Below are 24,786 nucleotides of genomic sequence, written 5' to 3'. Positions count from 1 at the left end.
AAGTGGTATATCAGTCATAGATGAATAGCCGATCATGTAATCACGAATACTTGCCTTACCTAAAGCGAAAGCTACGCCCAGTTTGCATATTAGTAGCATAGAAGGTAAAGCGAGGTGCACCTTCACCAGCAACTGGTAAGTCGCATAGTTTAATATTGCCAAATAGCCTACGGCGGTAATAGCCAGAAAGAAAATCACCTGCGGTCATAATTGATAGTAACCCACCCGCAATGGCTAAGTAAATATCAATTGTTCTTGAGAAAAATTTTTGTATAGGTGTAGCAATGATTTCAGAAAAGTTATTCGCACGACCCTCCGAAAATTGCAGCTTTCGCCAACGATTCGCTAGAACGCCAAGTAAAATAGAACCACCTGAGACGCTAGTGATATGATCGAGCTGGCGAGTAGGCCAGCATCATTGAGTCGCCAAAGCGATCTAAGCCCAAATAGTGTTGCTCGATAGTCACCGCCAGAGAGCGATAAACCTATAGTTCTTCCATCAGGCGTCATCTGTAATTATCCTCTTAGTTAAACACTAATAGTACATGTAAAATTTCTATATAGTTTACTAAGCGCATTGATGTTACTAAGAATTTTATCAATTCTATTTTTAGATAAATACAGGAGGATGATTAATAAGATCTTAATTTATAAAACAGTTTTTGATAGGGCGAAAAGAACGTCGATGAATAGGGCAAGGACCAAAATTTTCTAAGGCAGTGAAGTGTGCTTTTGTGGGATAGCCTTTATTAGATTTAAACCCATAGTTTGGATAAATTCGATCAAAATCAACCATCTCTTGATCCCTAGCTACTTTAGCAATGATAGAGGCTGCAGCAATAGGTGTAAACTTTTGATCTCCTTTAATAATTCCTCGAATAGGATAAACACTTACTGGGCAATGTTTACCATCTACAAGGACTAATTTAGGTTTGACTGGTAAAGTAGCAATAGCACGACTCATAGCCAATAAGGTTGCCTGAAAAATATTGATCCGATCTATTTCTTCTCTTTCAGCACGGCCTAAAGACCAACCAATTGCACCTTCTTTAATTTTAGCTGCCAAATCTTCTCGGCGTTTTATGCTTAGCTTTTTTGAATCCCTAATCCCCTCTATCTTTACTTTAGAATCTAAAATCACTGCACCGGCTATTACTGGACCTGCTAAAGGACCACGGCCTACTTCATCTATCCCAGCAATCCAAGTTTGGGGCTGAATGCCTTGTAAGCATTGATAGTCTTCATCATTCAATTGTGCTTTATCACAAATAAGGAAAGATTTTTCAGCTAACATAATCAACAACTTCTAATCCAAACCCCGCTAATCCGTGCATCTTCCGGGGTGCACTCATCACTCGCATTTTTTTAACCCCAAGATCAGTAAGAATTTGGGCACCAATGCCATAGGTTCTTAGCCCTTCTTTTTTAGGGCTATTAGATGCAGATTGGATACCTTGATCTTCCATTTGATAGTTTTTAAGTCGCCGAATAAGATCAATGGTAGATTCTAACTGGTGCAAGATTACGACCACCCCAGATCCAGTTTGATTAATTCGTTCCATTGCATCTCGTAGGGGCCAGCCACAATCCTGACGCTGAACTTGCAAACAATCGCTTAAGGTATCTGCCATATGGACTCGTACTAAAATAGGATCTTCCCTATGAATTTCACCTTTAACTAGAGCAAAATGAAGCTGCCCAGTTACTAAATCCTGATAAGAAAATAGCTGAAAAGTACCCTGTTCAGTAGGTAAGTTACAGATAGCAATTCGAGTTATAGAGCGTTCGTGTTTTAAGCGATAGTGAATTAAATCTGCAACTGTACCTAGTTTTATATTATGTTGTTGCGCAAACAATTCCAAATCAGGGCGGCGTGCCATGGTGCCATCTTCATTAAGAATTTCTACGATAACTGCTGCAGGTTCAAATCCTGCTAATCTTGCAAGATCACAACCTGCTTCTGTATGACCAGATCGAGTAAGTACACCTCCAGAGCGAGCCATGAGTGGAAAAATATGCCCAGGCTGCACTAAATCTTCTGGTTTTGCTTGGGGAGCAACTGCCATTTGTATTGTATGAGCCCGATCAGCAGCAGAAATACCTGTAGTCACACCACTAGCTGCTTCTATAGAAAGCGTAAAATTAGTACTATATTGTGTACCATTGTCTGTTACCATTAAAGGTAAATTTAATTGACGACAACGATCTTCGGTTAAGGTCAGACAAATTAAGCCTCGTCCATAGCGAGCCATAAAATTAATATCTTGTGCTCGTACCTTAGCTGCTGCCATAATCAAATCCCCTTCATTTTCCCGACCTTCATCATCCATGAGGATAACCATCTTACCTTGTTGAAGTTCTTGAATGATAGTTTCAATGTTACTAAGGGACATAGAAGGTAATAAACAATATTTATTTAAGTACGATGGAATAGAGATTCTATATAACGGGCAATGAGATCTACTTCTAAATTAACTTGCTGGCCTATCTTAAACTGGTTAAAAGCGGTTGCTTGTAAAGTATAGGGAATAATATTAATTTCAAAATTATTTTCATATACACAATTTATGGTTAAGCTTACGCCATCCACACAAATAGAGCCTTTTTCTGCAATGTACCGCATCAATTCTTGAGGAGCTTCAATTCTAATAGATGAATTTTCCCCAAGCGAAGTAATACTTCTAATTGCACCTATCCCATCACAATGACCGCTAACTAAGTGTCCCCCCAAGGAAGCTTTTAAAGTAAGTGCAGGCTCCAAATTAACTAGGCTACCTAGGGTTAGATTTCCTAATATTGTACAAGCAAGTGTTTCTGGAGAGAGATCAAAAAATAAAGCTTGAGTATTTTTTTGAACAACCGTTAAACATACTCCACTAACGGCAATACTATCTCCAAGTTCAATAGATGTAATATCTAACTGACGAGTATCAATGCCTAAATATAGTCCTTCTTTCTTTTTCTCATGAGTAGTTACCGTACCTACTGCTTTTATAATCCCAGTAAACATAGGCTTTTCAGTTCAGTTTTTATTAAAATGTATGGTAAATCGCCAATCATCTCCAATAGCTCGAACTTCCTTAATAACTACATCAATAGTATCCTTCATGGTATTAATACCCAATAAATGAAATAAACCTAAAGTGTTATCTCCCATAAGTTTTGGAGCAATATACAATATAAGTTCATCAATTAAACCTGCTTGAAGCAGTGATCCAGCTAATTTGGCACCACATTCTACGTGAAGCTCATTAATTTCTCGTTGTGCTAATACATTCATTAATAGAGCAAGATCTAATTTTTCCTCAAGCAGCGGAATACTGATTACTTCAGCTCCTAAATTACGTAAAATGCCTGCTTTAGGATGAGATGAATCTTCGCAAATGATTAATACGGAACCGGGCAAAGAGAGAATTTTAGCATGTTCAGGTAAGGCAAGTTTTTGATCTAAAATAATACGCAAGGGTTGGCGTTGAAATAACTCAGGAATTTGTTCCCTCAGTTCATCATAGCGTACATTCAAAGAAGGGTTGTCATGGAGTATAGTGCCAATACCTGTTAAGATTCCGGAGCTTCTAGCCCGCCATCGCTGTACATCTCGGCGAGCAGCAGGAGAGGTGATCCAACGACTTTCTCCAGAATCAAGTGCGGTTGCTCCATCTAAACTCATCGCTAGTTTACAGCGCACCCAAGGACGATTTAAAGTAAATCGTTGAATAAATCCTAGATTAAGAATTTTGGCTTCATCAACAAATAACCCATGAGTTACTTCGATACCTGCAGCTCTCAGCTGATCTAATCCTTTACCTGCTATTTTGGGGTTGGGATCTTTGATTGCAACAATAACTCGGCTTATTCCCGCTTGAATGAGTGCTTCAGTACAAGGAGCAGTTCGCCCATAATGACAGCAGGGCTCTAAAGTGACATAACAAGTTGCCTCTCTTGCTTTATCTCCCGCCTGGGCTAAAGCATTAATTTCTGCATGGGGACCTCCAGCTTGTTGATGCCATCCTTCTCCAACAATTTGATCAGATTTTACGATAACGCAGCCAACCCGTGGATTAGGATCGGTTGTATATAGCCCTTGTTTGGCAAGGGCTATAGCTCGTACTAAATAAACACTATCATTCAATTGACAGTAGTAGAATGGATTATTTAGCTAGCTACCGTAGACTGGAAACCGCTTACATAATGCAAGGACTTTTTCTTTTGTTTCATTAATAACTTCTTCGTTCTCAATATCATCCAGCACATCACATACCCAGTTTGCAATTTCTTGTGCTTCTATCTCTTTAAACCCTCGGGTAGTTGTAGCAGCACTACCGATACGAATCCCACTAGTTACAAAAGGTGATTGGGGATCGTTAGGCACTGCATTTTTATTTACGGTAATATTTGCTTTTCCCAAAGCTGCATCTGCCGCTTTTCCGGTAATACCCTTGGCAACTAAATCAACTAAAAATAAATGGCTGTCTGTACCTCCAGAAACCACTTTGTAGCCCCGATCTTGCACAGTTTTTGCCATAATGTGAGCATTACGTACTACTTGATGTTGATAATCTACAAACTCTGGACTCATAGCTTCTTTAAATGCCACTGCCTTAGCTGCAATAATATGCATCAAAGGACCGCCTTGCATTCCGGGGAATACCATAGAGTTTAGTTTTTTCTCAATTTCAGGATTAGCTTTTGCGAGAATTAATCCAGATCGAGGGCCTCTTAAGGTTTTATGGGTAGTACTGGTAGTAATATCTGCAATTTGTACAGGATTAGGATAAATTCCAGCTGCAATCATTCCAGAAGTGTGAGCAATATCAGCAAGAAGATAAGCCCCTACGGAATCGGCAATTTCTCTAAAACGTATCCAGTTTACTACCCGAGAATAGGCAGTAAATCCTGCAATAATCATTTTAGGGCGATGGGTTCTCGCTAGCTCTGCTACCTCATCATAATCAATTAATCCAGTTTCTGGATTAACTCCAAATTGAACCGCATGAAATATTTTTCCAGAAAAATTTACCTTTGCGCCATGGGTTAAATGCCCACCATGAGCAAGACTTAATCCCATAATAGTATCGTGAGGTGCAAGCAAAGCGAGCATCGCTTCAGCATTAGCTTGAGATCCAGAGTGAGGCTGGACATTAGCATAGTCTGCACCAAAGAGTTCTTTAGCTCGATCAATAGCTAATTGCTCTACCATATCAATATATTCACAGCCACCATAGTATCGCTTACCAGGGTAACCTTCAGCATATTTATTAGTGAGTACAGAACCTTGTGCTTCAAGTACCCGAGGACTAACATAGTTTTCGGAGGCGATTAATTCGAGATGCTCTTCTTGACGTCTTAATTCCCCAAAAAGGGCTGTGCTAAGCTCATCATCATAGCCTGCAATATCCATTTTTTTATGGTACATGGTTATCCTATAATAATCTTTTGAAAGATACTATTTTAATTGATTTTTTAGATTTAAATAGTAGTAATTTTTATATTTTAATTCTAAAGATATAAATAATGGACGCTGAATAATTCTTCTTCACCAACCCATACTTGTTTTGGGTAAAATCCTGCGGCTTGTGCTAGTTTTTGAAAATCATCAACGCTATATTTATAAGAGTTCTCTGTATGCACTGTTTCTCCAGCTTGAAATTCAAAGGCATACTCACCTATGGAAACTGTTTGTTTTTTTTGACTTACTAAATGCATTTCCACTCGCCCCTTAGAATCATTATAAAAAGCATTGTGTTTAAAGTTATCTAAGTCAAAATTCCCTTGAAGTTCTCGGTTAATTCTCTTTAATAGGTTTAAGTTAAAAGCAGCAGTGATACCCTGAGAGTCATTATAGGCTGCATTTAATATATCAGTGTCTTTTTTTAAATCTACCCCAATAAGTAACCCACTTCCTTTACCTAGCAAACGAGCAATTTGCTTTAAAAATTGAAGTGCTTCTTGAGGTTCAAAATTACCGATACTGGAACCCGGGAAAAAACCAGATTTTGCATCTTCTTCAAAATTTTTAGGAAGCATAAAAGGGTGAGTGTAATCTGCACAAATAGCATGGATAGCCACTTGCGGATAGTCTTTAGCTAAAATTTTTGCTGAATTAAATAAGTGAGCTTTAGAGATATCAATAGGAAGATAAGCGTCAGGTTGTAGATTATCTAGTAATAGTCTAATTTTTAGACTACTACCACTACCAAATTCCACTAATATGTCACTTACTTCCATGCATTGGACCATCTCCTCCCCATATTTTTCAAGCAATCCAATTTCAGTACGAGTTGGATAGTATTCAGGTAATTGACAGATTGCATCAAAGAGTTGTGATCCTGCTTCATCATAGAAATATTTAGGTGGAATTTGCCTCTGGAGTTTTCCAAGCCCATCTAATATGTCTTCTTGAAATCGTGCTGGGGCTGGATGATAATCATAAAGGATCGGTTTGTTAGAATCTCTTTTAGAAATTGTGGTATAACTCATCTATCCTCCGCTAGTCTAAATCCTGTAAATTGCCAGCGGGCATCAGGGGAAAAAAAATTACGATAAGAAGCTCGCAAATGATTCCTAGAACTGATACAGGATCCACCCCGTAATACCATTTGATTACACATAAACTTACCATTATATTCACCTATAGCTCCAGCAGGAGGCTGATACCTAGGGTAAGGACTATAAGGACTCCTTGTCCATTCCCATACATCACCGAATATTTGGTTAGGTTCCTGAAGATTTTTCGGAGAGGAGATAGGATGTAAAAAACCAGAATCTAAAAAGTTGCCTTGGCAAGGTAATTGTTTTGCGACCACTTCCCATTCTGCTTCTGTAGGTAAGCGATGTCCTGCCCAACGTGCATAGGCATCAGCTTCGTAGTAACTTACATGGCATACTGGATTATCAAGTGAAATAGGCTCTAACCCACTTAAAGTCATATGCCACCAGCTGTTGTCTTCCCTTTGTTCCCAGTATAAAGGGGCTTGCCATCCCTGATCTTTAATAGTGTGCCAACCATCAGATAGCCAGTATTGAGGTTGTTTATACCCTCCTGCTTCAATAAAAGCCAAGTAATCCCCATTAGTAACAAGTTTTGAAGCAAGGCGAAAAGACTGTAAGTATACTTGATGGTTTGGTTTTTCATTGTCATAACAAAAACCATCCCCCTCATAGCCTACTATATATAGCCCCTCTTCATAGAGATGCCATTGGAGTTTTTGCGTTATGGTGGTTTGTTTAATTTCAGTAGAGTTACTATTAATTCGATAAACAGGATGTAAAGGATTGGTAGCAAAAATATGCTTTATATCCGTAAGCAATAATTCTTGATGCTGCTGCTCATGATGAATACCTAATTCCATTAAGGGAGCGATTTCTACTTCCCACTGGAGAGCACTATCCATACTCTCTCCCAATATTTTTATCTTATCATCTACATAGCGACGATATGTATAAATCTCAGCTACAGTAGGACGAGATAATAACCCCCGTTTAGGTCGTAGCCACATTTGCCCAGCAGTCTCATAATAAGAATTAAACAGGTAATGATAGCTAGGATGAAAAGGCTGATAACCTTTAAGGTAGGGAATGAGAATAAACTGCTCAAAAAACCAACTAGTATGAGCTAAATGCCATTTTGGTGGACTAACATCTGGCATAGTTTGAATAATATAATCTTCAATTTCTAGAGGCTGGCAGAGCGTTTCACTTAGCTGGCGTACTTTAGAATAATGAAATATTATTTCATTTCCGTCTTTTCTACTGGCTTGGTTATGCGGTAAATCAGCCGTATTTAGACCAAGCATATTATCCTCCCTATACAACTATTTATTGACTTATTGTTTTTCAGTCTAACTCATAGTGTTATGAGTCGCAAAAAAGCTAAGAACGTAGAAACAAGGATAGATTCTATAAAAATATAATTAAAGCTATATTTTTATATAAGATTTTGGAGAATTAAGGTATAGTATTTTTAGAAAATAAAAATTATTTTTTAGTTTTCCCAGGGGTATGCATTGGAGAAGGGAACATGGCTACATTACCTTCTGATGAAGAGACCTCAGTAATTTTATTTACCCCTTCTTTTTCTACCTCATCTATTCGCACAATAGTATGCATAGGAATATAAGTGCGACTTACTCCTGAAAATTCAGATTTTAAGTGTTCTTCGGTAGGATCTACCACCATGGCAGATTTTTCTCCAAAGATAATCTCCCCTATTTCTATAAACCCATACATAGAACTTTGAGATACTTCACGGGCAAATAATTCATAGAGCTTACCTTGGCTGATAAATTTAATTTTATAGATACGTTTTTTAGTCACTAATTAGAAAACCCCTACTTAAAATTTTTCTTAACCTTTATCTTAACGTAAGATACATAAGGTTCCTACAAAATCAAAAATGTTCTTTTTAAGATTAAGAAATCAGGGATTCTATGATTGGCGTATTTTTAGATCAAGCTACTGTACATCCAGAAGATATTGATTTTTCCCCATTAGAAAATGTGCTTTCTCAATGGTCATACTACCCGATAACTCTCTATGAAAAAGAGATGATTCATAGAATAAAACATGCAGATATTGTAATTACCAATAAAGCCGTTCTGACCGATTCTGTGCTTTTACAGGCAACTCATTTAAAACTCATTTGTATTGCAGCTACTGGTACCAATAATGTTGCATTAGAAACAGCACATCGTCTTGGTGTTCCAGTATGTAATGTACCTAATTATTGTACCGCATCGGTGACTGAGCACGTATTTGCTCTAATTTTAGCTTTAACTAAACGATTAAATTCCCTTACTCAAGCTGTAGTTCACGGTGCATGGCAAAAAAGCCCTCACTTTACCTTACTTGATTTTCCGTGTCGAGAATTGAAAGGAAAAACTTTGGGTATTATAGGTTATGGAGAGCTTGGTAACTCAGTAGCTCGAATTGCACAAGCTTTTGGTATGAACATCCTTATTGCTCAACGAGCTAATAGCCCACTTCAGCCTAACCGTATCTCTTTAAGGGAGTTATTGCCCCAAGTAGATATTTTAAGTTTACATTGCCCTTTAACTGCAAATACACAAGGACTAATTAACAAAGAAGCTTTAGAATTGATGCGATCTGATGCTCTGATTATTAATACTGCTCGAGGAGGTATCATAGACGAGGCAGCTTTAGCTGATGCATTGCGAAATAGAAAATTAGGCGGTGCAGGAATTGATGTATTAAGCCAAGAACCCCCTAAAGACAATCATCCATTGCTTGCTTCTGATATTCCCAATTTAATCCTAACCCCACATGTAGCTTGGAATAGTAGAGAAGCACGGCAATATTTAATTTATCAAGTAGCAGACAATATACGGAGTTTCTTAATGGGCACTCCTAAAAATATTGTAAATGAATATTGATTAAAGGCATAACTTCTAAAGTTTAGAGTATAAAAAGCCAGAATATCTCTATACGTTATAGAGCAAAAATAATTTCCTTGCTGCCTCACAATCTTTATTAATTTGCACCTGCAATTCAGTGAGAGAACAAAATTTCACCTCTTCTCTAATTTGTTGAAGGAAAGTCACTTGAATATGCTGTCCATAAATGTTTTGATTAAAATCAAAAATATGTACTTCCAAAAGAGGCTGAGAGTTATTAAGAGTAGGTCGAATACCAATATTGGCTATTGCTGGTAAAGGATGTTCACTCAATCCAGTGACTGTCACTGTAAATACTCCCTTAAGTGGTGGATTACCCTGAGGAAGTGCAATATTTGCAGTTGGATATCCTAGGGTTCTGCCTAATTGTTGACCATGTCTTACTCGCCCACTAATTTGATAAATACGACCTAGGGATTTTTTTACTTTCTCTAAATCTGCCTTTGCAAGAGCTTGGCGAATTTGAGTACTGCTTACCCGCTGATTATCTACGGTTAAGGTAGCCGTACAGATTACATCAAAACGATAGCGTCTTCCTATTTTTTCTAATAAATTTAGATCTCCTTGACGTTGGTAACCAAAACGAAAATCTTGGCCTACTGCTAAATAACATACTTTGAGCTTTTCTATAATAACTTTCTGCACAAATGCTTGAGCACTTAAGGTAGCTAATTGATGGTTAAAGTGAAGTACAAGTAACCAATCTATCGGAAGATTTTTTAATACTTGTACTTTATCTCTAAAAGAAGTAATCCTTGCAGGTGCCCGCTGAAGATTTAAGAAATTACTAGGAGGAGGCTCAAAGGTAATAATCATAGAGGGGACACGGCGTAATTTTGCTTGCATTGCAAGCTGCTTTACAATCGCCTGGTGCCCTAAATGAACCCCATCAAAATTACCAATAGTTGCTACACCGCCTAAGTGAGCAGCTTTAATATTATGTAATCCTCTAATTATCTTAGCCATAGCTGTGAGTAGTTTCTATGCTTAAAATATGCTATATTTTAGGTTTTTTAGCTAGCCTAGCATTTGGTAGTCATATGCCCTACCCTTTAATATAGTGAACCATTGAATGCTAGCTAAGAAAAATAAATTAAATTTTAAATCTGCACTATAAAGATCTTGAATCTATCGTCTCGCAAATGGAACAAGAAGAAATTCGCTTGGATAAATCCATAAAACTATATGAAAAAAAATAAATTGATCCCAGTTTTGCTAAGAAAAACTCCATAATGCAGACCAGAAAATGCAGGTTTTATAAGAAAAATAAGGAAAAGATTATATCGTAGATTTTCCAAAGGAAGAGCAATATGCAGCATATTAAAGAAAAAATGAAGGTATTCCAAGAACGATCTGCTCACGCTCTAGATCAAATTTTGCCTTTAGTGGAAATCTTACCAAATCGACTTCATGAAGCTATGCGTTATGCAGTGCTAGGGAAAGGTAAAAAAATTCGCCCTTTACTAGTCTACAGTGCAGGAGCCATTTTTGGAGTACCTGAGGAAATTTTAGATACTCCTGCTTGTGCAGTAGAGCTGATTCATACATATTCCTTAGTTCATGACGATTTACCCAGCATGGATAATGATGATCTTCGCCGTGGTCAACCTACATGCCATAAAATGTTTGATGAAGCCACAGCTCTATTAGTAGGAGATTCCCTGCAAACGCTTGCTTTTCAAGTTTTAGCCAATCCAAGCCTAGCGGTACCCTCAGATCATCAAATTAGAATGATCGAATTACTCTCCATTGCTTCAGGATCGTTAGGAATGGCAGGAGGGCAAGCTGTTGATCTAGAATCGGTAGGTAAGCAACTTACTCTTTCAGAATTGGAGACTATTCATACCTTAAAAACCGGTGCCCTAATTCGTGCAAGTGTGTTGCTAGGTGCGTGGTGTTATCCCAAAATTGATACATCTACATTAGAGAAGTTAGATCAATTCGCACTCCGTATTGGGCTTGCTTTTCAAATTCAAGACGATGTATTAGATGTGGAGAGTGATACGGATACATTAGGGAAGCCTCAAGGATCAGATATTGCTAAAGATAAACCCACTTATCCGGCACTGCTTGGGCTGGATCAAGCGAAACAGAAAGCACAAATATTGCTTCATGAAGCAATAGAAATTCTAAAATCTATTGGTGGAACTACTGGGTACTTAGAGTGGCTTGCTCGTTTTATTGTTACTCGTAATTACTAGTTGTACTGTATAGCATTTATTAATGGCAGCAACTTATATTCTTAAAGTTATTACCGATTTTTCTTCTGCTCATACCTTAAGAGGTTACCTTGGGGCATGCCAGAGAATGCATGGTCATAATTGGAAATTAGAGGTGGAGGTGACTGCCAAAGTACTCAACTCCTTAGGAATTGCTATTGATTTTAAAGAAATTAGGCATCATGCTCGTACTTTATGCGCTGAATTAGATCATCAGTATCTCAACGAAATTTCTCCCTTTAATGAAATTAACCCAACCGCAGAGAATATAGCTGCATTTTTTTATCACCGACTAGGAACACAAATTAATAGTGAATATGTATGGGTGAGCAGTATTACGTTGTGGGAAACTGATCGGGCTTGTGTTCGCTATACTGAAGAGCCTTAAAATAAAGGTAATGAATAAAAATCAATCTATTATTAAGGATGTCCACTCTGAGTCAGATAAAAGGAATATTGCTATTCATCAGGTAGGCATTAAAGGTATTCGCTACCCTTTACAAGTTAAAAATCGTAGTGGCAAAATACAGCATACAGTTGCTCAGGTGAATATGTATGTAGGGCTAGCTCAACATTTAAAGGGAGCACATATGTCTCGTTTTGTAGCAGTGCTTAATCAATACCAGGATCCTATTACCCTTAATTTTTTTCAGAATATGCCTCGAGAGATGAAGAACCATCTCCAAGCCGATTCTGGCTATATAGAAATGGAATTCCCCTACTTTATCAATAAACAATCGCCTATTTCTGCACAGCAAAGCTTATTAGACTATCAAGTTTCCCTTATTGGAGAGTCCTATCCAGATCAAGAGCGTATTATAGTTAAAGTGGTAATACCAATAACCAGTCTTTGCCCTTGTTCGAAAGGAATTTCAGACTATGGTGCTCATAACCAACGATCCTATGTAACAGTGCAAGTGCAAATGAAAGATCCATTTTGGATTGAAGATATTATTGAAATAGTAGAACAAGAAGCTTCTTGTGAAATTTTTAGCCTATTAAAGCGCCCAGATGAAAAGTACATCACTGAACGAGCGTATGATAACCCTAAATTTGTAGAGGATATTGTACGAGATATTGCTGCTCAATTTAATTTAAATAAAAAGATCTCTGCTTACACGGTAGAGGTGGAAAATATTGAATCTATCCACAATCATTCCGCCTATGCGAAAATAGATAAATTAAACCCTATCTAGTGGTTAGATTTTCTATCTTTAATAATCCGTTTGCGTTTTTTTAACTGATGCTGAGTGGGTATATTTACTCGATCTTTATAGGGGTTTTCTGTAGTTTTAAATTCTAGTTTGATAGGTGTTCCTACTAGGGAAAACTGATCTCGGAAATACCTTATTAAGTAGCGCTTATAGTGATCTGGTACCGACTCGGTTTGATTACCATGAATGATTATTTTAGGAGGATTCTCTCCTCCTTGGTGAGCGTAGCGTAATTTAATTTGCCGTCCTCTAATTGAAGGTAAAGGATGGGCTGCTGTAGCAGCTGCTAGAGCCTGATTAAGTGCACCCGTAGGCAGGTGACAGTTTGCAGCTCGATAAGCTTCGTCGATAGAAGGAAAAAGTTGATCTACTCCTTTACCATGAAGGGCAGAAATAAAATGAATTCTAGCGAAATCAAGAAAAGGTAATCGCCTCTCTAAATTAGCCTTTAGTCTCTGTTGTTGATAATCTGAAGCCTTATCCCACTTGTTTACAACAATGATTACCGATTTACCACCCTCTAGAATCAACCCTGCTAGATGGATATCTTGTTCTACAAAACTATCACAAGCATCTACTACTAAAACAGCTACTTGAGCTATCTCTATGGTTTCTATTGCTTTTAGAACACTGAATTTTTCAAGAACATCAAATATTTTTGAGCGACGACGGATCCCTGCTGTATCTATTAAAGTATAGAGTTGATGATTTTTAGTAAAAGAGACGGCAATACTATCTCTTGTCGTACCAGGTTCATCAAAAGTAATCATACGCTCTTCGCCTAACAAGCGATTTACTAAGGTAGATTTACCTACATTAGGTCGACCTAGAATAGCAAACTGTATCCCTTTGGTAGAAATAGGTTCATTCTCCTCCTTTTGATCGATGGGAAGCGAATCTACTAATGCATCAACACCTAATCCTTGTTTAGCAGAAATAACTATAGGATTTCCTAATCCCAATTGGTAAAAATCAGTGACTATAGATCGCTGATTTTTCTTCTCTACTTTATTAACAACTAATTTAATAAGTTTTTGGCTATAACGAAGTTGATTTGCAATCATTTCATCTAATGATGATAATCCCTCACTGCCATCGACAAGGAACAATATAATGTTTGCTTCTGTAATAGCAAGTTTTACTTGCTGATTCATTAATTCTGAGATTCCAGAGAGCTGATCGGTTACTCCTCCAGTATCAATGATGAAAAACGCTTGGGTTTTATAGCGAGCAATACCATATTTCCTGTCTCGAGTTACACCGGGCTGATCTACCACTAAAGCATCACGGCTTCGAGTTAAATAATTAAATAAAGTAGATTTTCCTACATTGGGACGACCTATTAAAGCAATTGTTGTTGTCATATAAAGTAGATAAATTAAGAGTTAATTATCTATGATCTGTACTGCACTTAGAATTCCTTTTTCATTAGTCACATAAATTCTATTTTCTACAACTAAAGGAGCATTAATAATTCCTACTTTTTTTACTCGCAACCGAGTAATAAAATGACCATCATCTTTTGACATCCAGTGAAGATATCCTTCGTAATCCCCTACAACCACATAACCATCATAGCTAATAGGAGCGGTTAACCTCCTTCTTAATAGTTTAGACTGCCGCCAAAGAGAGGCACCAGTACGACTATCTAAAGCCCAAACATAGTTATCTATATCTGTAACATACAAATTACTGCCATCTATATTGATACCTGCATAGGAAGACATTTCTCGTGCCCACAAAACATCTCCATTAGTTAGCCATACTGCTGCTATTTTTCCATTATAAGTAACAGTATACGCATAACCGGCATATAATACTGGAGTAGCATTAATATCGGCGAGACGATCAAGCTCAGTTCTACCTCGAGGAATTACAACGCTTTTCTCCCATAATAATTGACCATCATCTAAAGAAAGTGCAATCAGTTTTCCGCCAGGTAACCCAATAATAACTTTATCATTATCAATAACAGGAGCAGCTGTTCCTCGCAGGGTTAAAGAGGGTACGCTATATTGATAAACCCATAAGCGGGATCCATCTTCGGCATTAAGCCCATAAATTTGCCCATCTACTGCTCGAACTACTACTACTCCCTCTTCAACACTCGGGGCTGAAAGTATTTCACTAGACACAGCCTTTTTCCAAAGGACATTACCCTTTTCAGGATCTAATGCAACTACTTCAGCGTTCTCTGTGCCTACTATAATTAGGTGTTCGCCCCCTCCTGCACCAGTAAGGGGTAAATTTAATTTGGTTTCCCATTGGCGTTTTCCAGAAGTACCATCAAAAGCACTAACTTGACCGCTATAATCTGCTGCAATAATTTGATCATCTATGATAAAAGGAGAAAGACGCAAGTAATGACTTTTTGTCCCTTTACCTATTCTCGTAGACCAAAGTATTTTTGCTTTTACTTTAGGAGTAAACTCTTCTAATTCCAAAGGTGGGTCGCTGTAATCCTTTTCTGGAAGATATTGACGGATTGCAGAGCAACCAGCCATAAAGCCTAGAAAAAGCAAGCTAAGGTAGAGTAATTTTTTTCGAAAAATATTTATAGAGAGATTCTAAAATTAAATAGGCGAAAATAAAATTCAATCTAAGGACCAAACACTATAAACTTATGACAAATAGTGGTGTATTTTATACTTTAGAGTGAAAAATTATAAAAACTACCTTCCCTTCTTTAAGATTGTTCTACATCTTTTAATTTTAATTTAAGTATTTGCTGGTATTGTGAGTCTAACTTTGGATTTTGTAATCCTTCTTTATAAGCTTCTTTAGCTTCTTGAATTTTTCCTAGCTTTAAATAAATATCACCACGAGCTTCAGCATAACTAGCAGCAAGATTTTTCGAGTTAATATTTTCTAGGGTATTTAATGCATTATCTAATTGATTATCTGCTAGCAGTAATCTAGCAATTCGCAGATAAATAATTTCTCTAAATTCAGAATCTTTTTCCTTAGTATGTTTTAGTGCCCATTCTAAATGAGAAAGTGCAGTTTTTAAATCTCCTTGTTTCTCATCTTCCTTAGCTAAGATAAGTGCACTAAATAGCCCATAGGAAGTATCACTATAACTCTCTTTAATCCGTCGCGCACTATTGTAAATTTCAGCATCACCTTGCGGAGTTGCTACTGCATTAACGACTAATTGGTAGAGAGCTGAAGCCTCAACAGATTTATTGTATCTATGTATAGCCCAGCTACGTGCTGATAAAAAAGTAATTAAGCTTACTAAAATACCAATTAATATAATACGGTAATTCTCTCGCCACCATTTTTTTATTGCTTCACTATTTTCCCGATCTGATAGGCTAATATTTGAATCCATGTCTATATCCTTCAATCTTTAACGAATAATGCTACGATTAGGTTTTGTCAGAAAATCTAAGAAAATTTGTACTTCTAGACTTTGTTCTGCAAGTTGTTTTATTTCTTGAATAGAATCTTCAAAACGAAGTCCCTGACGATAAAGCAATCTATAAGCGTTACGTAAATTTCGTATCGTACCTTCTTGGAATACAGCACGCCTTAATCCGATAAGATTAATTCCTACTGGTTTTGCCATATGACCGGCAACTAACACATAGGGGGGTACATCTTTATGAACAACACTTGCAATAGAACAAAAGCTATAAGTTCCAATACTGCAAAATTGAGAGACAAGAGCATACCCTCCTAGAGTTGCATAGTCCTCCACAATTACATGCCCAGCTAATGAGGCATTATTGGCAAAGGTAGTATAGTTTCCAATCAGGCAATCATGGGCAATATGCGTATAGGCCATAATCCAGTTATTATCTCCAATACGTGTTACTCCACCACCCTGTACAGTGCCTCGGTTAATGGTGGTATATTCTCTGATTACATTACCATTTCCAATTTCAAGTAGCGTCTCCTCACCATGATATTTTTTGTCCTGCGGTATATCTCCAATAGATGAGAATTGATATATCTTGTTTCCTTCCCCAATAGAGGTAGGACCTTGAATAACCACATGGGGTCCAATCCAGGTTTTAGCACCAATCCGTACCCTCTCTCCGATCACTGAGTATGGACCAATCGTTACAGTTTCGTGTAGTTGAGCACTAGGAGCTATAACTGCATTAGGATCGATCACTAAGAAATTTCCTTATAGGAGCACATAACATCTGCTGATGCTACTAGTTTTCCATCCACAGTCACCTCACCTTTAAATTTCCATAAGCGACGAATATTTCTAGTTAAGACTACTTTTAATAATATTTGATCTCCTGGCACTACAGGATGTTTAAATCGAGCATTATCTATACCTGCAAGGTAATAAATGGCATCACTGGTAGGCAGTGCTTCAGTAGTTTTAAAGGCGAGCATCCCAGTAGCTTGGGCCAGTGCTTCTAAGATCAATACTCCTGGCATAATAGGTAAATCGGGGAAATGACCTTGGAAATAGGGTTCATTATAAGTAACGTTTTTAATAGCAAGCAAAGATTCCCCTGGTACATACTCTATAACCTTATCTATAAGCAGAAAAGGATATCTATGAGGTAGATGTCTAAGTATGTCCTGTATATTTAATGTATCCAATGATAAAACCCTTATAGTTCAATACTAGAATAAAATAGAGTCTAAAAAGATCGAAAGAATAAATGAATAATTTTTAAATTAGATCTATTAAGTATAGACAAACTACCTATCTAGTAATACATAGTGTCTATGTAGTAACGTAAAATGTAAATCGAACTCAATATTTCTATATAAGTAGAACACAATATCTTAACAACTGAATATTTATTACTTTTTAAATTGTGCTTTCATTAGCTTTAGTACATCCTCAGTAATATCTACTTCAGGGCTGGTATAAATTACGCCTTCATAAAGCACAAGATCGTATTTATTTTTTTTAGCCAAATCTACGACAGCTTTTGCAATATCTTCCTGTAGTTTTCTGAACTCTTCATTACGGCGAATATTGTAATCCTCTTCAAAAGTATCTTGGCTACGCTTAAGATCCCGAGTTTTATCCATCACCTCTCGTTTGAGCTTTTCTCTATCAGATTCGCTCATAATAGCGGCGTCCCGATTATATTTTTCCTCTAGTTTTTGAGTTTCTCGCTGCTGTGCAACAAGCTGCCTGTTGCGTGCTTCAAATTCTTTTTTTAATCTGCCTAAAGCAGCTTCTTTGTGCGGTGCTTCATCTAATAATTTAACCGCATTAACTGCACCTATTTTCATTTCAGCGGAGGCTGAAATACTACTTACCATGAGGAAAATGCTTATGAGCATCCTTATTTTAAGTAGCTTAGATTTTATCATGAACACGCTCCATAACATTCTAGTAAAATTAACAAAAAATGAAGTTATTATACTTTAATAAAGATAGGAAAAATATGGCAAAGTATTTTAGAATTGTGTTCCCATAGAAAATTGGAATACTTGAGGAAAATCCCCAGGTTGAGTACGCAGTGCTTTAGCAAGGCTAAAACGTAATGTACCAAAAGGAGAAAGCCACATAGCAGAAATACCTGCAGAATAACGCAGAGTACTTAAGCTTACAGTTTGTCCTTGAGCATACACATTACCTGTGTCTACAAACGCACTCATCCGTAAAGACTTACCTAGTTTATTTTCATTAAGAAAAGGAACAGGAAAAAATACTTCAGCGTTTCCAATAAGCTGAAAATTTCCTCCTAAAGCAAGCCCATCGCTTGTTTTAGGTCCAAGTGTGTTAGGTCTAAACCCGCGTACACTATTAATACCACCTGCATAAAAATTTTCAAAGAAAGGATAAATATGAGTACCACCATAAACACCCCCATATGCAATATCTGCCCGGAGCATTAAAGAAATTGGCTTGGTTCTAGATAAAGGTTGATACCAGCTCTGTTTATAGCCAAACTCATAAAAATGTAAACTACCAATAGGTACTGCAACTTTACCAAAAACATTCTGATACCCTCCTCGAGTAGGGAAAATAGCACTATCTCGCCCATCATGAGCCCAGCCGAAGTTCACACTATATATATCAAAGCTATTTCCTTCGCTTTGAACAAATTGTTCATATTGGATAGGTGAGGTATCAGTAAGACTAATATCCGCATTTTGATAGCCTGCCCCTAAATTAATGTTATCTAATTCATTAATAGGAATTGTGAAAGTTAAATCTGCTCCATAATTTTTACTAGTATAACTAGCTATATTGCCAAATAGTGGGTTAGTTTTGCGATAATAAGCATTAAATCCCCTACTGATTCCATCTTCAGTAAAATAAGGATTGGTATATCCAAAGCTATAAATTGTATTTACATAACTATTATTAAACCCTACGTTGACATATTTACCACTACCTAAAAAGTTTTGTTGTGCAATACTCGTGTTAAAAATAAACCCTTGGGATTGAGAATAACCAATACCTGCAGAAAGAGATCCTGAGGGGTGCTCTTCTACACCAAAATTTACATCTACTTGATCTGTAGTACCTGGAACTGGAACAGTTTCTACATTTACATCTTTAAAATAACCTAAACGCTGGATACGCTCTTTGGAGCGATGAATGAGCTCTGTCGAAATCCAGCCTCCCTCTTGTTGTCGTATCTCACGACGTACGACTTCATCACGAGTTTTAGTATTTCCTGAAATATTCACTCTACGCACATAAGCACGCTTACCAGGATCAATAAAAAAAGTGAGTGTCACTATTTTTTTCTCTTCATCAATCTCTGGCATTGCATTTACATTCGCAAATGCATATCCTTCGTCTCCTAATAAATCTGTAATATTAGTAGTACTTTCTGAAACTGCTTTACGAGAAAAAACATCTCCTGGAGCTACAATCAAGATTTTAAATAAATCTTCAGGGGGAAATACAAATTTTCCTGCTAATTTAACCTTACCAATTTGATACTGATCTCCTTCTGTAATATTAACTACAATAAATACCCTTGTTTTATCAGGGGTAATAGAGACTTGAGTAGAGTTAATAGTGAAGTTAACATAGCCTCGATCTAGGTAATAGGATCGGATAGTTTCTAGATCAGCAGCAAGCTTTTGACGAGAGTATTGATTTTTATGGGTAAGAAAAGAAAGTTTGTTAGATTTTTTAAGCTCTAAGGTTCTAAGTAGTGTTTTTTCCTTAAAAGCATGATTACCCACGATATTAATGCCGCCAATTTTAGCTACAGCTCCTTCTTTAACATCGATAGTAATGCCTACCCGATTACGAGTAAGTGGAGTTACAGTTGTTTTAATTTTTACCCCATATTTCCCTCGACTAAAGTATTGTCGCTGAAGTTCTAATTCTACTTTCTCTAAAATGGAACGATCAAAAACTTGACCTTCAGCAAATCCTATTTGTTGAAGAGCTTTAGTTAGCTGTTCTCCTTTAATCTCTTTATTTCCTGTAAATTTAATACTCGCAATTCCAGGACGTTCAGTAACAATGATTACTAAAACACTACCTTCACGCTCAACTTGAATATCTTTAAAAAATCTAGTTTTAAAAAGATCATGAATAATATTTTTTACTTTCTGGCTATCTACTGTATCCCCTGCTTTGGCAGGAAGATAGTTAAAGACAGTGCCTGCTGAAATTTGCCGTAATCCTTCAATCCGAATATCTTTAATAGTAAATGGCTGAAATTCTGCAAATACAGTAGTAGCAAAAATTAAGCTTATAATAGCAATTTGAATTTGTGCTTTTATAAACTTCAAAATTTATCCCATTTATTTTTAATGTAATACCCATACAGGATTATCTTTTTGGGGATATAACAAACTACTATTTTATAGAGATTTTCTTAGAAGGAGATAGTTAGAAGGATATTAGTGATAATTCTGGTTATTAATTATTAAAATAATTAATAACTAAGAAAATAACCGTACTACATCGTTGTAGAAAGCTAACCCCATTAAAGCAACTAAAAATATTATGCCTATCTGTTGTCCTGTTATTTGTGCACTCTCTGATAGTGGTATTCCACCACGGACAAATTCTATACAGTTATAGAGTAAATGCCCTCCATCTAATACAGGTATGGGTAATAAATTCAACACAGCAAGACTGATACTTACTAACGCAAGAAAATTTAAAAACGAAGTAAACCCAATTTGAACGCTATATCCAGCATATCGTGCAATAGTAATAGGACCACTAATAGATTTAGTAGACGTTTTTCCCAGAAGCATTTTTCCAAACATCATTGCGGTCATGGCCCCAATTTCCCAAGTTTTTTCTAGTGATTTAGGTATTGCCTCTAAAGGATTATATTTTAAAGTTGCCTGTAATTCTTCTGGTAATTTACCCAATGGTTTAGGTGCCACACCAATATGACCTATAAACTCTCCTTGTTCTTCTATAGTCTTAGGTTCTAAACCTAATATTATGTGATCTCCCTTACGATCAATCTCGACACTCAAAATAGTATTAGGGTGGCTGCGTATAAATTGAACCCACTCACTCCAAGAGTGAATAGGATTTCCATTACCTTGCAGAATATAATCTTCAGGCTGAAACCCTGCCCTGGCTGCAGGTTCATCGGGGAACACTTTTCCAATAATAGGTGGGATAGATGGAATTTTAGGGATTATCCCTAATTCATTAAGTATATTTCCAGCTTTCTCTGGATCTGATGAAATTTGATTCAGTGGCAAATTTAATTCATGTACCCCATTTAATCCAGAGAGCGTAATAGGGACTTCAAATCTATGCTGAGAGGCAATAAATAATGCGTGGGTTACTGTATCCCAAGTAGGGGTTGATTTTTTTCCCACAGCGATGATTTCCTCATTCACTTGAATTCCAGCCCTTTCAGCAGGAGTATTAGTAGAGATATGCCCAATAATTGGTTTTATACCCGGAGTACCTAAAACAAAAACGAACCAATAAGCTACTATTGCAAATAGTATATTAGCTACGGGACCAGCAACTACAATTCCATTCCTTACACCTAGCCTTTGACGATTAAAGGCATAAGAAAGTTCCTTTTGCTGTACTTTTCCCTCACGTTCATCAAGCATTTTGACATAGCCACCCAATGGTATTGCGCCTAGTACATATTCAGTTCCATCTGATCCAGATCGTCGCCATAGCGGATAGCCAAACCCTATAGAAAAGCGAATAACTTTAACTCCTGAACGCCGAGCAACCCAAAAATGACCATACTCATGAACAGTAACTAGTACTCCAATTGCAATGATGAAGGCAACTATACTAATTAGCATTTATTTCCACCGATAAATTTGTTCTTCAACTTTCTGCCGCGTTAATGTATCACTTGTTAAAATCGTATCAACTGATTCAGCCGTTGTAGAGGTTATTTCTCCTAATGCCCATTCGATTAAGCGGGGAATATAGGTAAATGGGATCTGATGATCGAGAAATGCTTGTACTGCAACTTCATTAGCTGCATTTAAAATTGTACTACAAGTCCCTCCTTTTTTAAGTGCTGTATAAGCAAGATCTAGGCAAGGAAATTGTTTAAAATCAGGAGGATAAAAAGTGAGTTTGCCTATCTTAAATAGGTCCAAAGGCATTACTCCTGATGCCATGCGATCTGGCCAAGCTAAACCATTAGCAATAGGGGTTCTCATATCTGGGTTGCCTAATTGGGCTAACACAGATCCATCAGCATAATCTACCATAGAGTGAATTACACTTTCTGGGTGAATAACCACTTCAATTTGTTCAGCAGTAGCACCAAATAACCAGTGGGCTTCAATCACTTCTAACCCCTTATTCATCATAGATGCTGAGTCTACTGAAATTTTACGTCCCATATCCCAATTAGGATGAGCACAAGCTTCATCTGGGGTTACAGTTTCTAGCTCTGATGGTTTTTTATTTCTAAATGGACCTCCGGATGCAGTGAGCAGGATACGGCAAATCCCTTTCTGCTCTATAGAACCACTCCTTTGAGGTATACACTGCCAAATGGCATTATGTTCACTATCAATAGGAATTAATTCAGCACTATTTCTTTCAACAGCATTTATAAAGAGCTGACCGCTCATCACTAGAGATTCTTTATTTGCAAGTAATACCCTTTTTCCAGCCTGAGCCGCCGCTAAAGTAGGTAATAATCCTGCAGCACCTACAATAGCTGCCATAACATAATGAGTTTTAGGTGAGGATGCGATTTCTTCTAACTTATGACTACCCGCCTCTACTTCTATTTCCGGAGCTATTTTAGCCAATTTCTGATGCAATTGCTCAGCTGCATCTGGATTTACCATAACTGCTTTTGTAGGGCAAAATTTTAGACACTGCTGATAGAGTTTTTCAACAGAGTTGTTAGCAGAAAGTGCTTCAACTCGATAGCGATCAGGATAGCGAGCAAGCACGTCAAGTGTACTTATACCAATAGATCCTGTTGATCCTAGGATGCTAACTCCAATCATCTAACCGCTCCAATAATAAAAAACCAAAAGTAAATATAGGTACTGCTGCAGTTAAGCTATCAATCCTATCTAAAATACCTCCATGACCAGGTAATAGACTACTGCTATCTTTAACTGCAGCTACCCGCTTAAAAAGACTCTCTAATAGATCGCCTACGATAGAAAATAGTACTGTAGCTAACCCAAGGGCTATAAAAAGCCACCATTTTTTTCCAGAAAATTCAAAAAACTGAGTACTTACCACTAAATATAAACTACATATTATTAGTGCTCCATAGACTCCTTCCCATGTTTTTCCAGGACTAAGCATTGGTGCTAACTTAGTATGTCCAAATTTTCTTCCTGCCATATATGCACCGCTATCAGCTAACCATATGAGAGCAAATAAAAAAAGTACTATATTAGAGCCAATAGTAGGTAAGGAATGAAGGTATATTATGGCTCGCCAAGCTGGAACAAGTATTAAAAATCCAATAACAGATCCCTCCATTTTAGATATAGGATGGGAGATACTTTTCTTTTGAAATGGTTTTATCAAAAGAAGTAAGCAAAAATTCCACCAAATAATACTTATAATTAGTACCCATTGCAGTGGAATAATCCAGCTTATAAGAAGAGAGAGTAAAATAAGTGCAATATAGAGGTACCGATTTTTAGCTGTATAAATCTTAATTAATCCCCCCCATTCCCAAGCACCCATTATAGTGATGATGGCAAATACTAAAGCAAGTGTTTGTGTAGAGAGAAAATATATAGCCCCTATCATCAGGGGTATTAATAAGACAGCGGTTATTAATCTTTGCTTGAGCACGCTGGTTCGGATACTATCTGTTTTGACGTTTGGCCAAATCGACGCTCTCGTCTAGAAAAATCATCAATTGCTAATATCAAATCAGATTCACTAAAATCTGGCCATAAGGTATCCGTAAAATAAAACTCAGTATAAGCTAGCTGCCAGAGCAAAAAATTGCTGATTCGCTTTTCTCCTCCTGTGCGAATAAATAAATCTGGCTCTGAGAATTGCTCTGTAGCCAAATGCTTAGAAAAAAACTCAGAAGTGATCATATCAGGTGAGATTAGATTAGTTTTCACACTTATTGCGATTTGTTTTGCCGCTTGAGTAATATCCCAACGACCCCCATAATTAGCAGCGATTATCAAATTGATTTTTTTATTATTTGCTGTAAGTATTTCTGCACGATTAATTTCTTCTTGTAGGGATTTAGAAAATTTACTACGATCCCCAATAGCCCGAAAGCAAATACCTTGTTTCTGGAACTGGGTTACTTTACTTGAAAGTACCGTTTTAAATAACCCCATCAGTACATCAACTTCTTGTGAAGGTCGGTGCCAGTTTTCACTACTAAATGCAAAAAGAGTGAGTGTTTTTACACCTATTCTAGTACAAATACGAATGACTTTCTCAGCAGCGTCAACGCCTACTTTATGGCCATAAAATCTAGGTTGTTTTCGATTTTCTGCCCAACGCCCATTACCATCCATAATAATGGCAATATGATGAGGTACTTTAGCAAATTCTTTTTGATTCTCCATCCCACAAAA

Annotated in this window: 26 protein-coding genes; 5 read left to right on the top strand and 21 right to left on the bottom strand. The window is 37.1% G+C overall.

Features of this window, described 5'->3' with window-relative positions; translation table 11 throughout:
- Positions 1 to 55 precede the first annotated feature (55 nt).
- The 9 genes from OOL07_RS02145 to OOL07_RS02105 form a co-directional block, all read right to left on the bottom strand.
- Positions 56 to 208 carry a hypothetical protein gene (locus tag OOL07_RS02145; protein WP_264694719.1) on the bottom strand — a complete coding sequence of 51 codons (153 nt, stop codon included), beginning with the start codon at positions 206 to 208 and terminating at the stop codon, positions 56 to 58.
- 435 nt (positions 209 to 643) lie between these two features.
- Positions 644 to 1,294: a ribonuclease HII gene (gene rnhB / locus OOL07_RS02140; protein ID WP_264694717.1), complete on the bottom strand. Its 651-nt coding sequence runs from the start codon at positions 1,292 to 1,294 to the stop codon at positions 644 to 646.
- Positions 1,284 to 2,393, bottom strand: a complete 1,110-nt coding sequence (gene ribBA / locus OOL07_RS02135; protein ID WP_264694714.1) for a bifunctional 3,4-dihydroxy-2-butanone-4-phosphate synthase/GTP cyclohydrolase II — start codon at positions 2,391 to 2,393, stop codon at positions 1,284 to 1,286. Before ribBA ends, rnhB begins: the two co-directional genes overlap by 11 nt.
- Positions 2,394 to 2,416: 23 nt before the next feature.
- Positions 2,417 to 3,010, bottom strand: coding sequence for a riboflavin synthase (locus tag OOL07_RS02130; protein ID WP_264694712.1), 594 nt, complete (start codon positions 3,008 to 3,010; stop codon positions 2,417 to 2,419).
- Between the two features lie 12 nt (positions 3,011 to 3,022).
- On the bottom strand, positions 3,023 to 4,132 hold the full coding sequence (gene ribD, locus OOL07_RS02125) for a bifunctional diaminohydroxyphosphoribosylaminopyrimidine deaminase/5-amino-6-(5-phosphoribosylamino)uracil reductase RibD (protein WP_264694710.1): 1,110 nt from the start codon (positions 4,130 to 4,132) through the stop codon (positions 3,023 to 3,025).
- A 27-nt stretch (positions 4,133 to 4,159) separates the two neighbouring features.
- Entirely contained in the window at positions 4,160 to 5,416 is a 1,257-nt protein-coding gene (glyA, locus tag OOL07_RS02120) for a serine hydroxymethyltransferase (protein ID WP_264694709.1), read from the bottom strand.
- 83 nt (positions 5,417 to 5,499) lie between these two features.
- A complete protein-coding gene (gene egtD / locus OOL07_RS02115) occupies positions 5,500 to 6,480 on the bottom strand; it encodes an L-histidine N(alpha)-methyltransferase (RefSeq protein WP_264694708.1) in 981 nt (326 codons plus the stop codon).
- On the bottom strand, positions 6,477 to 7,796 hold the full coding sequence (gene egtB / locus OOL07_RS02110) for an ergothioneine biosynthesis protein EgtB (protein ID WP_264694707.1): 1,320 nt from the start codon (positions 7,794 to 7,796) through the stop codon (positions 6,477 to 6,479). Before egtB ends, egtD begins: the two co-directional genes overlap by 4 nt.
- A gap of 181 nt (positions 7,797 to 7,977) precedes the next feature.
- Positions 7,978 to 8,316, bottom strand: a complete 339-nt coding sequence (locus OOL07_RS02105; RefSeq protein WP_264694706.1) for a DUF1820 family protein — start codon at positions 8,314 to 8,316, stop codon at positions 7,978 to 7,980.
- A 113-nt stretch (positions 8,317 to 8,429) separates the two neighbouring features.
- Here OOL07_RS02105 and OOL07_RS02100 point away from each other — a divergent pair, with 113 nt between their 5' ends.
- A complete protein-coding gene (locus OOL07_RS02100; RefSeq protein WP_264694703.1) occupies positions 8,430 to 9,392 on the top strand; it encodes a 2-hydroxyacid dehydrogenase in 963 nt (320 codons plus the stop codon).
- Between the two features lie 48 nt (positions 9,393 to 9,440).
- On the opposite strand, the gene ribF is transcribed toward OOL07_RS02100, so the two are convergent.
- Positions 9,441 to 10,379: a bifunctional riboflavin kinase/FAD synthetase gene (gene ribF, locus OOL07_RS02095; RefSeq protein ID WP_264694701.1), complete on the bottom strand. Its 939-nt coding sequence runs from the start codon at positions 10,377 to 10,379 to the stop codon at positions 9,441 to 9,443.
- A 131-nt stretch (positions 10,380 to 10,510) separates the two neighbouring features.
- Between ribF and OOL07_RS09245 the strand changes: the two genes are divergently transcribed.
- The 4 genes from OOL07_RS09245 to folE2 all read left to right on the top strand — a co-directional run bounded on the left by OOL07_RS09245 (position 10,511) and on the right by folE2 (position 12,828).
- Positions 10,511 to 10,612, top strand: coding sequence for an exodeoxyribonuclease VII small subunit (locus OOL07_RS09245; RefSeq protein WP_413774119.1), 102 nt, complete (start codon positions 10,511 to 10,513; stop codon positions 10,610 to 10,612).
- Positions 10,613 to 10,723: 111 nt separating this feature from the next.
- A complete protein-coding gene (gene ispA / locus OOL07_RS02090) occupies positions 10,724 to 11,614 on the top strand; it encodes a (2E,6E)-farnesyl diphosphate synthase (protein WP_264694698.1) in 891 nt (296 codons plus the stop codon).
- A gap of 22 nt (positions 11,615 to 11,636) precedes the next feature.
- Positions 11,637 to 12,020: a 6-carboxytetrahydropterin synthase QueD gene (queD, locus tag OOL07_RS02085; RefSeq protein WP_264694696.1), complete on the top strand. Its 384-nt coding sequence runs from the start codon at positions 11,637 to 11,639 to the stop codon at positions 12,018 to 12,020.
- A gap of 10 nt (positions 12,021 to 12,030) precedes the next feature.
- Complete coding sequence (folE2, locus tag OOL07_RS02080; protein ID WP_264694694.1) at positions 12,031 to 12,828, top strand: GTP cyclohydrolase FolE2; 798 nt, start codon at positions 12,031 to 12,033, stop codon at positions 12,826 to 12,828.
- Here folE2 and der read toward each other — a convergent pair.
- From der to uppS, 11 genes are all read right to left on the bottom strand, one after another.
- Positions 12,825 to 14,210: a ribosome biogenesis GTPase Der gene (der, locus tag OOL07_RS02075; RefSeq protein ID WP_264694691.1), complete on the bottom strand. Its 1,386-nt coding sequence runs from the start codon at positions 14,208 to 14,210 to the stop codon at positions 12,825 to 12,827. The two genes, folE2 and der, sit on opposite strands and share 4 nt — an antisense overlap.
- Positions 14,211 to 14,231: 21 nt before the next feature.
- Positions 14,232 to 15,368 carry an outer membrane protein assembly factor BamB gene (gene bamB / locus OOL07_RS02070; RefSeq protein ID WP_264694689.1) on the bottom strand — a complete coding sequence of 379 codons (1,137 nt, stop codon included), beginning with the start codon at positions 15,366 to 15,368 and terminating at the stop codon, positions 14,232 to 14,234.
- 164 nt (positions 15,369 to 15,532) lie between these two features.
- The gene (locus tag OOL07_RS02065; protein ID WP_264694687.1) at positions 15,533 to 16,180 is read right to left on the bottom strand and encodes a YfgM family protein; all 648 of its coding nucleotides are present in this window, start codon (positions 16,178 to 16,180) and stop codon (positions 15,533 to 15,535) included.
- 18 nt (positions 16,181 to 16,198) lie between these two features.
- Complete coding sequence (gene lpxA, locus OOL07_RS02060) at positions 16,199 to 16,969, bottom strand: acyl-ACP--UDP-N-acetylglucosamine O-acyltransferase (protein WP_264694685.1); 771 nt, start codon at positions 16,967 to 16,969, stop codon at positions 16,199 to 16,201.
- Complete coding sequence (gene fabZ / locus OOL07_RS02055; RefSeq protein WP_264694683.1) at positions 16,969 to 17,415, bottom strand: 3-hydroxyacyl-ACP dehydratase FabZ; 447 nt, start codon at positions 17,413 to 17,415, stop codon at positions 16,969 to 16,971. The genes lpxA and fabZ overlap by 1 nt, the downstream gene beginning before the upstream one ends.
- Before the next feature lie 207 nt (positions 17,416 to 17,622).
- A complete protein-coding gene (locus OOL07_RS02050) occupies positions 17,623 to 18,093 on the bottom strand; it encodes an OmpH/Skp family outer membrane protein (protein ID WP_264694681.1) in 471 nt (156 codons plus the stop codon).
- A gap of 138 nt (positions 18,094 to 18,231) precedes the next feature.
- Positions 18,232 to 20,538: an outer membrane protein assembly factor BamA gene (gene bamA, locus OOL07_RS02045; RefSeq protein ID WP_264694678.1), complete on the bottom strand. Its 2,307-nt coding sequence runs from the start codon at positions 20,536 to 20,538 to the stop codon at positions 18,232 to 18,234.
- A 153-nt stretch (positions 20,539 to 20,691) separates the two neighbouring features.
- On the bottom strand, positions 20,692 to 22,047 hold the full coding sequence (gene rseP / locus OOL07_RS02040) for an RIP metalloprotease RseP (protein WP_264694676.1): 1,356 nt from the start codon (positions 22,045 to 22,047) through the stop codon (positions 20,692 to 20,694).
- Positions 22,048 to 23,223 carry a 1-deoxy-D-xylulose-5-phosphate reductoisomerase gene (ispC, locus tag OOL07_RS02035; RefSeq protein WP_264694674.1) on the bottom strand — a complete coding sequence of 392 codons (1,176 nt, stop codon included), beginning with the start codon at positions 23,221 to 23,223 and terminating at the stop codon, positions 22,048 to 22,050.
- Entirely contained in the window at positions 23,210 to 23,989 is a 780-nt protein-coding gene (locus OOL07_RS02030; protein ID WP_264694672.1) for a phosphatidate cytidylyltransferase, read from the bottom strand. Before OOL07_RS02030 ends, ispC begins: the two co-directional genes overlap by 14 nt.
- Before the next feature lie 26 nt (positions 23,990 to 24,015).
- The gene (uppS, locus tag OOL07_RS02025; protein ID WP_264694670.1) at positions 24,016 to 24,777 is read right to left on the bottom strand and encodes an undecaprenyl pyrophosphate synthase; all 762 of its coding nucleotides are present in this window, start codon (positions 24,775 to 24,777) and stop codon (positions 24,016 to 24,018) included.
- Positions 24,778 to 24,786 lie beyond the last annotated feature (9 nt).

The sequence above is a fragment of the Candidatus Nitrosacidococcus sp. I8 genome, from assembly GCF_945836005.1.
Classification (GTDB): Bacteria; Pseudomonadota; Gammaproteobacteria; order Nitrosococcales; family Nitrosococcaceae; genus Nitrosacidococcus.
Note: the sequence above shows the minus strand (reverse complement) of the source record. Positions and strands in the feature narration are given on the sequence as shown.

Excerpts from the sequence above, each read along its gene's own strand:
- OOL07_RS02145 (WP_264694719.1), bottom strand. The coding sequence starts at position 208 with ATGACCGCAGGTGATTTTCTTTCTGGCTATTACCGCCGTAGGCTATTT.
- folE2 (WP_264694694.1), top strand. The coding sequence starts at position 12,031 with ATGAATAAAAATCAATCTATTATTAAGGATGTCCACTCTGAGTCAGAT.
- queD (WP_264694696.1), top strand. The coding sequence starts at position 11,637 with ATGGCAGCAACTTATATTCTTAAAGTTATTACCGATTTTTCTTCTGCT.
- ispC (WP_264694674.1), bottom strand. The coding sequence starts at position 23,223 with ATGATTGGAGTTAGCATCCTAGGATCAACAGGATCTATTGGTATAAGT.
- OOL07_RS02065 (WP_264694687.1), bottom strand. The coding sequence starts at position 16,180 with ATGGATTCAAATATTAGCCTATCAGATCGGGAAAATAGTGAAGCAATA.
- OOL07_RS02130 (WP_264694712.1), bottom strand. The coding sequence starts at position 3,010 with ATGTTTACTGGGATTATAAAAGCAGTAGGTACGGTAACTACTCATGAG.
- rnhB (WP_264694717.1), bottom strand. The coding sequence starts at position 1,294 with ATGTTAGCTGAAAAATCTTTCCTTATTTGTGATAAAGCACAATTGAAT.
- OOL07_RS02030 (WP_264694672.1), bottom strand. The coding sequence starts at position 23,989 with ATGATAGGGGCTATATATTTTCTCTCTACACAAACACTTGCTTTAGTA.
- egtB (WP_264694707.1), bottom strand. The coding sequence starts at position 7,796 with ATGCTTGGTCTAAATACGGCTGATTTACCGCATAACCAAGCCAGTAGA.
- OOL07_RS02100 (WP_264694703.1), top strand. The coding sequence starts at position 8,430 with ATGATTGGCGTATTTTTAGATCAAGCTACTGTACATCCAGAAGATATT.
- OOL07_RS02050 (WP_264694681.1), bottom strand. The coding sequence starts at position 18,093 with ATGGTAAGTAGTATTTCAGCCTCCGCTGAAATGAAAATAGGTGCAGTT.
- ribF (WP_264694701.1), bottom strand. The coding sequence starts at position 10,379 with ATGGCTAAGATAATTAGAGGATTACATAATATTAAAGCTGCTCACTTA.
- ribBA (WP_264694714.1), bottom strand. The coding sequence starts at position 2,393 with ATGTCCCTTAGTAACATTGAAACTATCATTCAAGAACTTCAACAAGGT.
- ispA (WP_264694698.1), top strand. The coding sequence starts at position 10,724 with ATGCAGCATATTAAAGAAAAAATGAAGGTATTCCAAGAACGATCTGCT.
- der (WP_264694691.1), bottom strand. The coding sequence starts at position 14,210 with ATGACAACAACAATTGCTTTAATAGGTCGTCCCAATGTAGGAAAATCT.
- rseP (WP_264694676.1), bottom strand. The coding sequence starts at position 22,047 with ATGCTAATTAGTATAGTTGCCTTCATCATTGCAATTGGAGTACTAGTT.
- glyA (WP_264694709.1), bottom strand. The coding sequence starts at position 5,416 with ATGTACCATAAAAAAATGGATATTGCAGGCTATGATGATGAGCTTAGC.
- uppS (WP_264694670.1), bottom strand. The coding sequence starts at position 24,777 with ATGGAGAATCAAAAAGAATTTGCTAAAGTACCTCATCATATTGCCATT.
- egtD (WP_264694708.1), bottom strand. The coding sequence starts at position 6,480 with ATGAGTTATACCACAATTTCTAAAAGAGATTCTAACAAACCGATCCTT.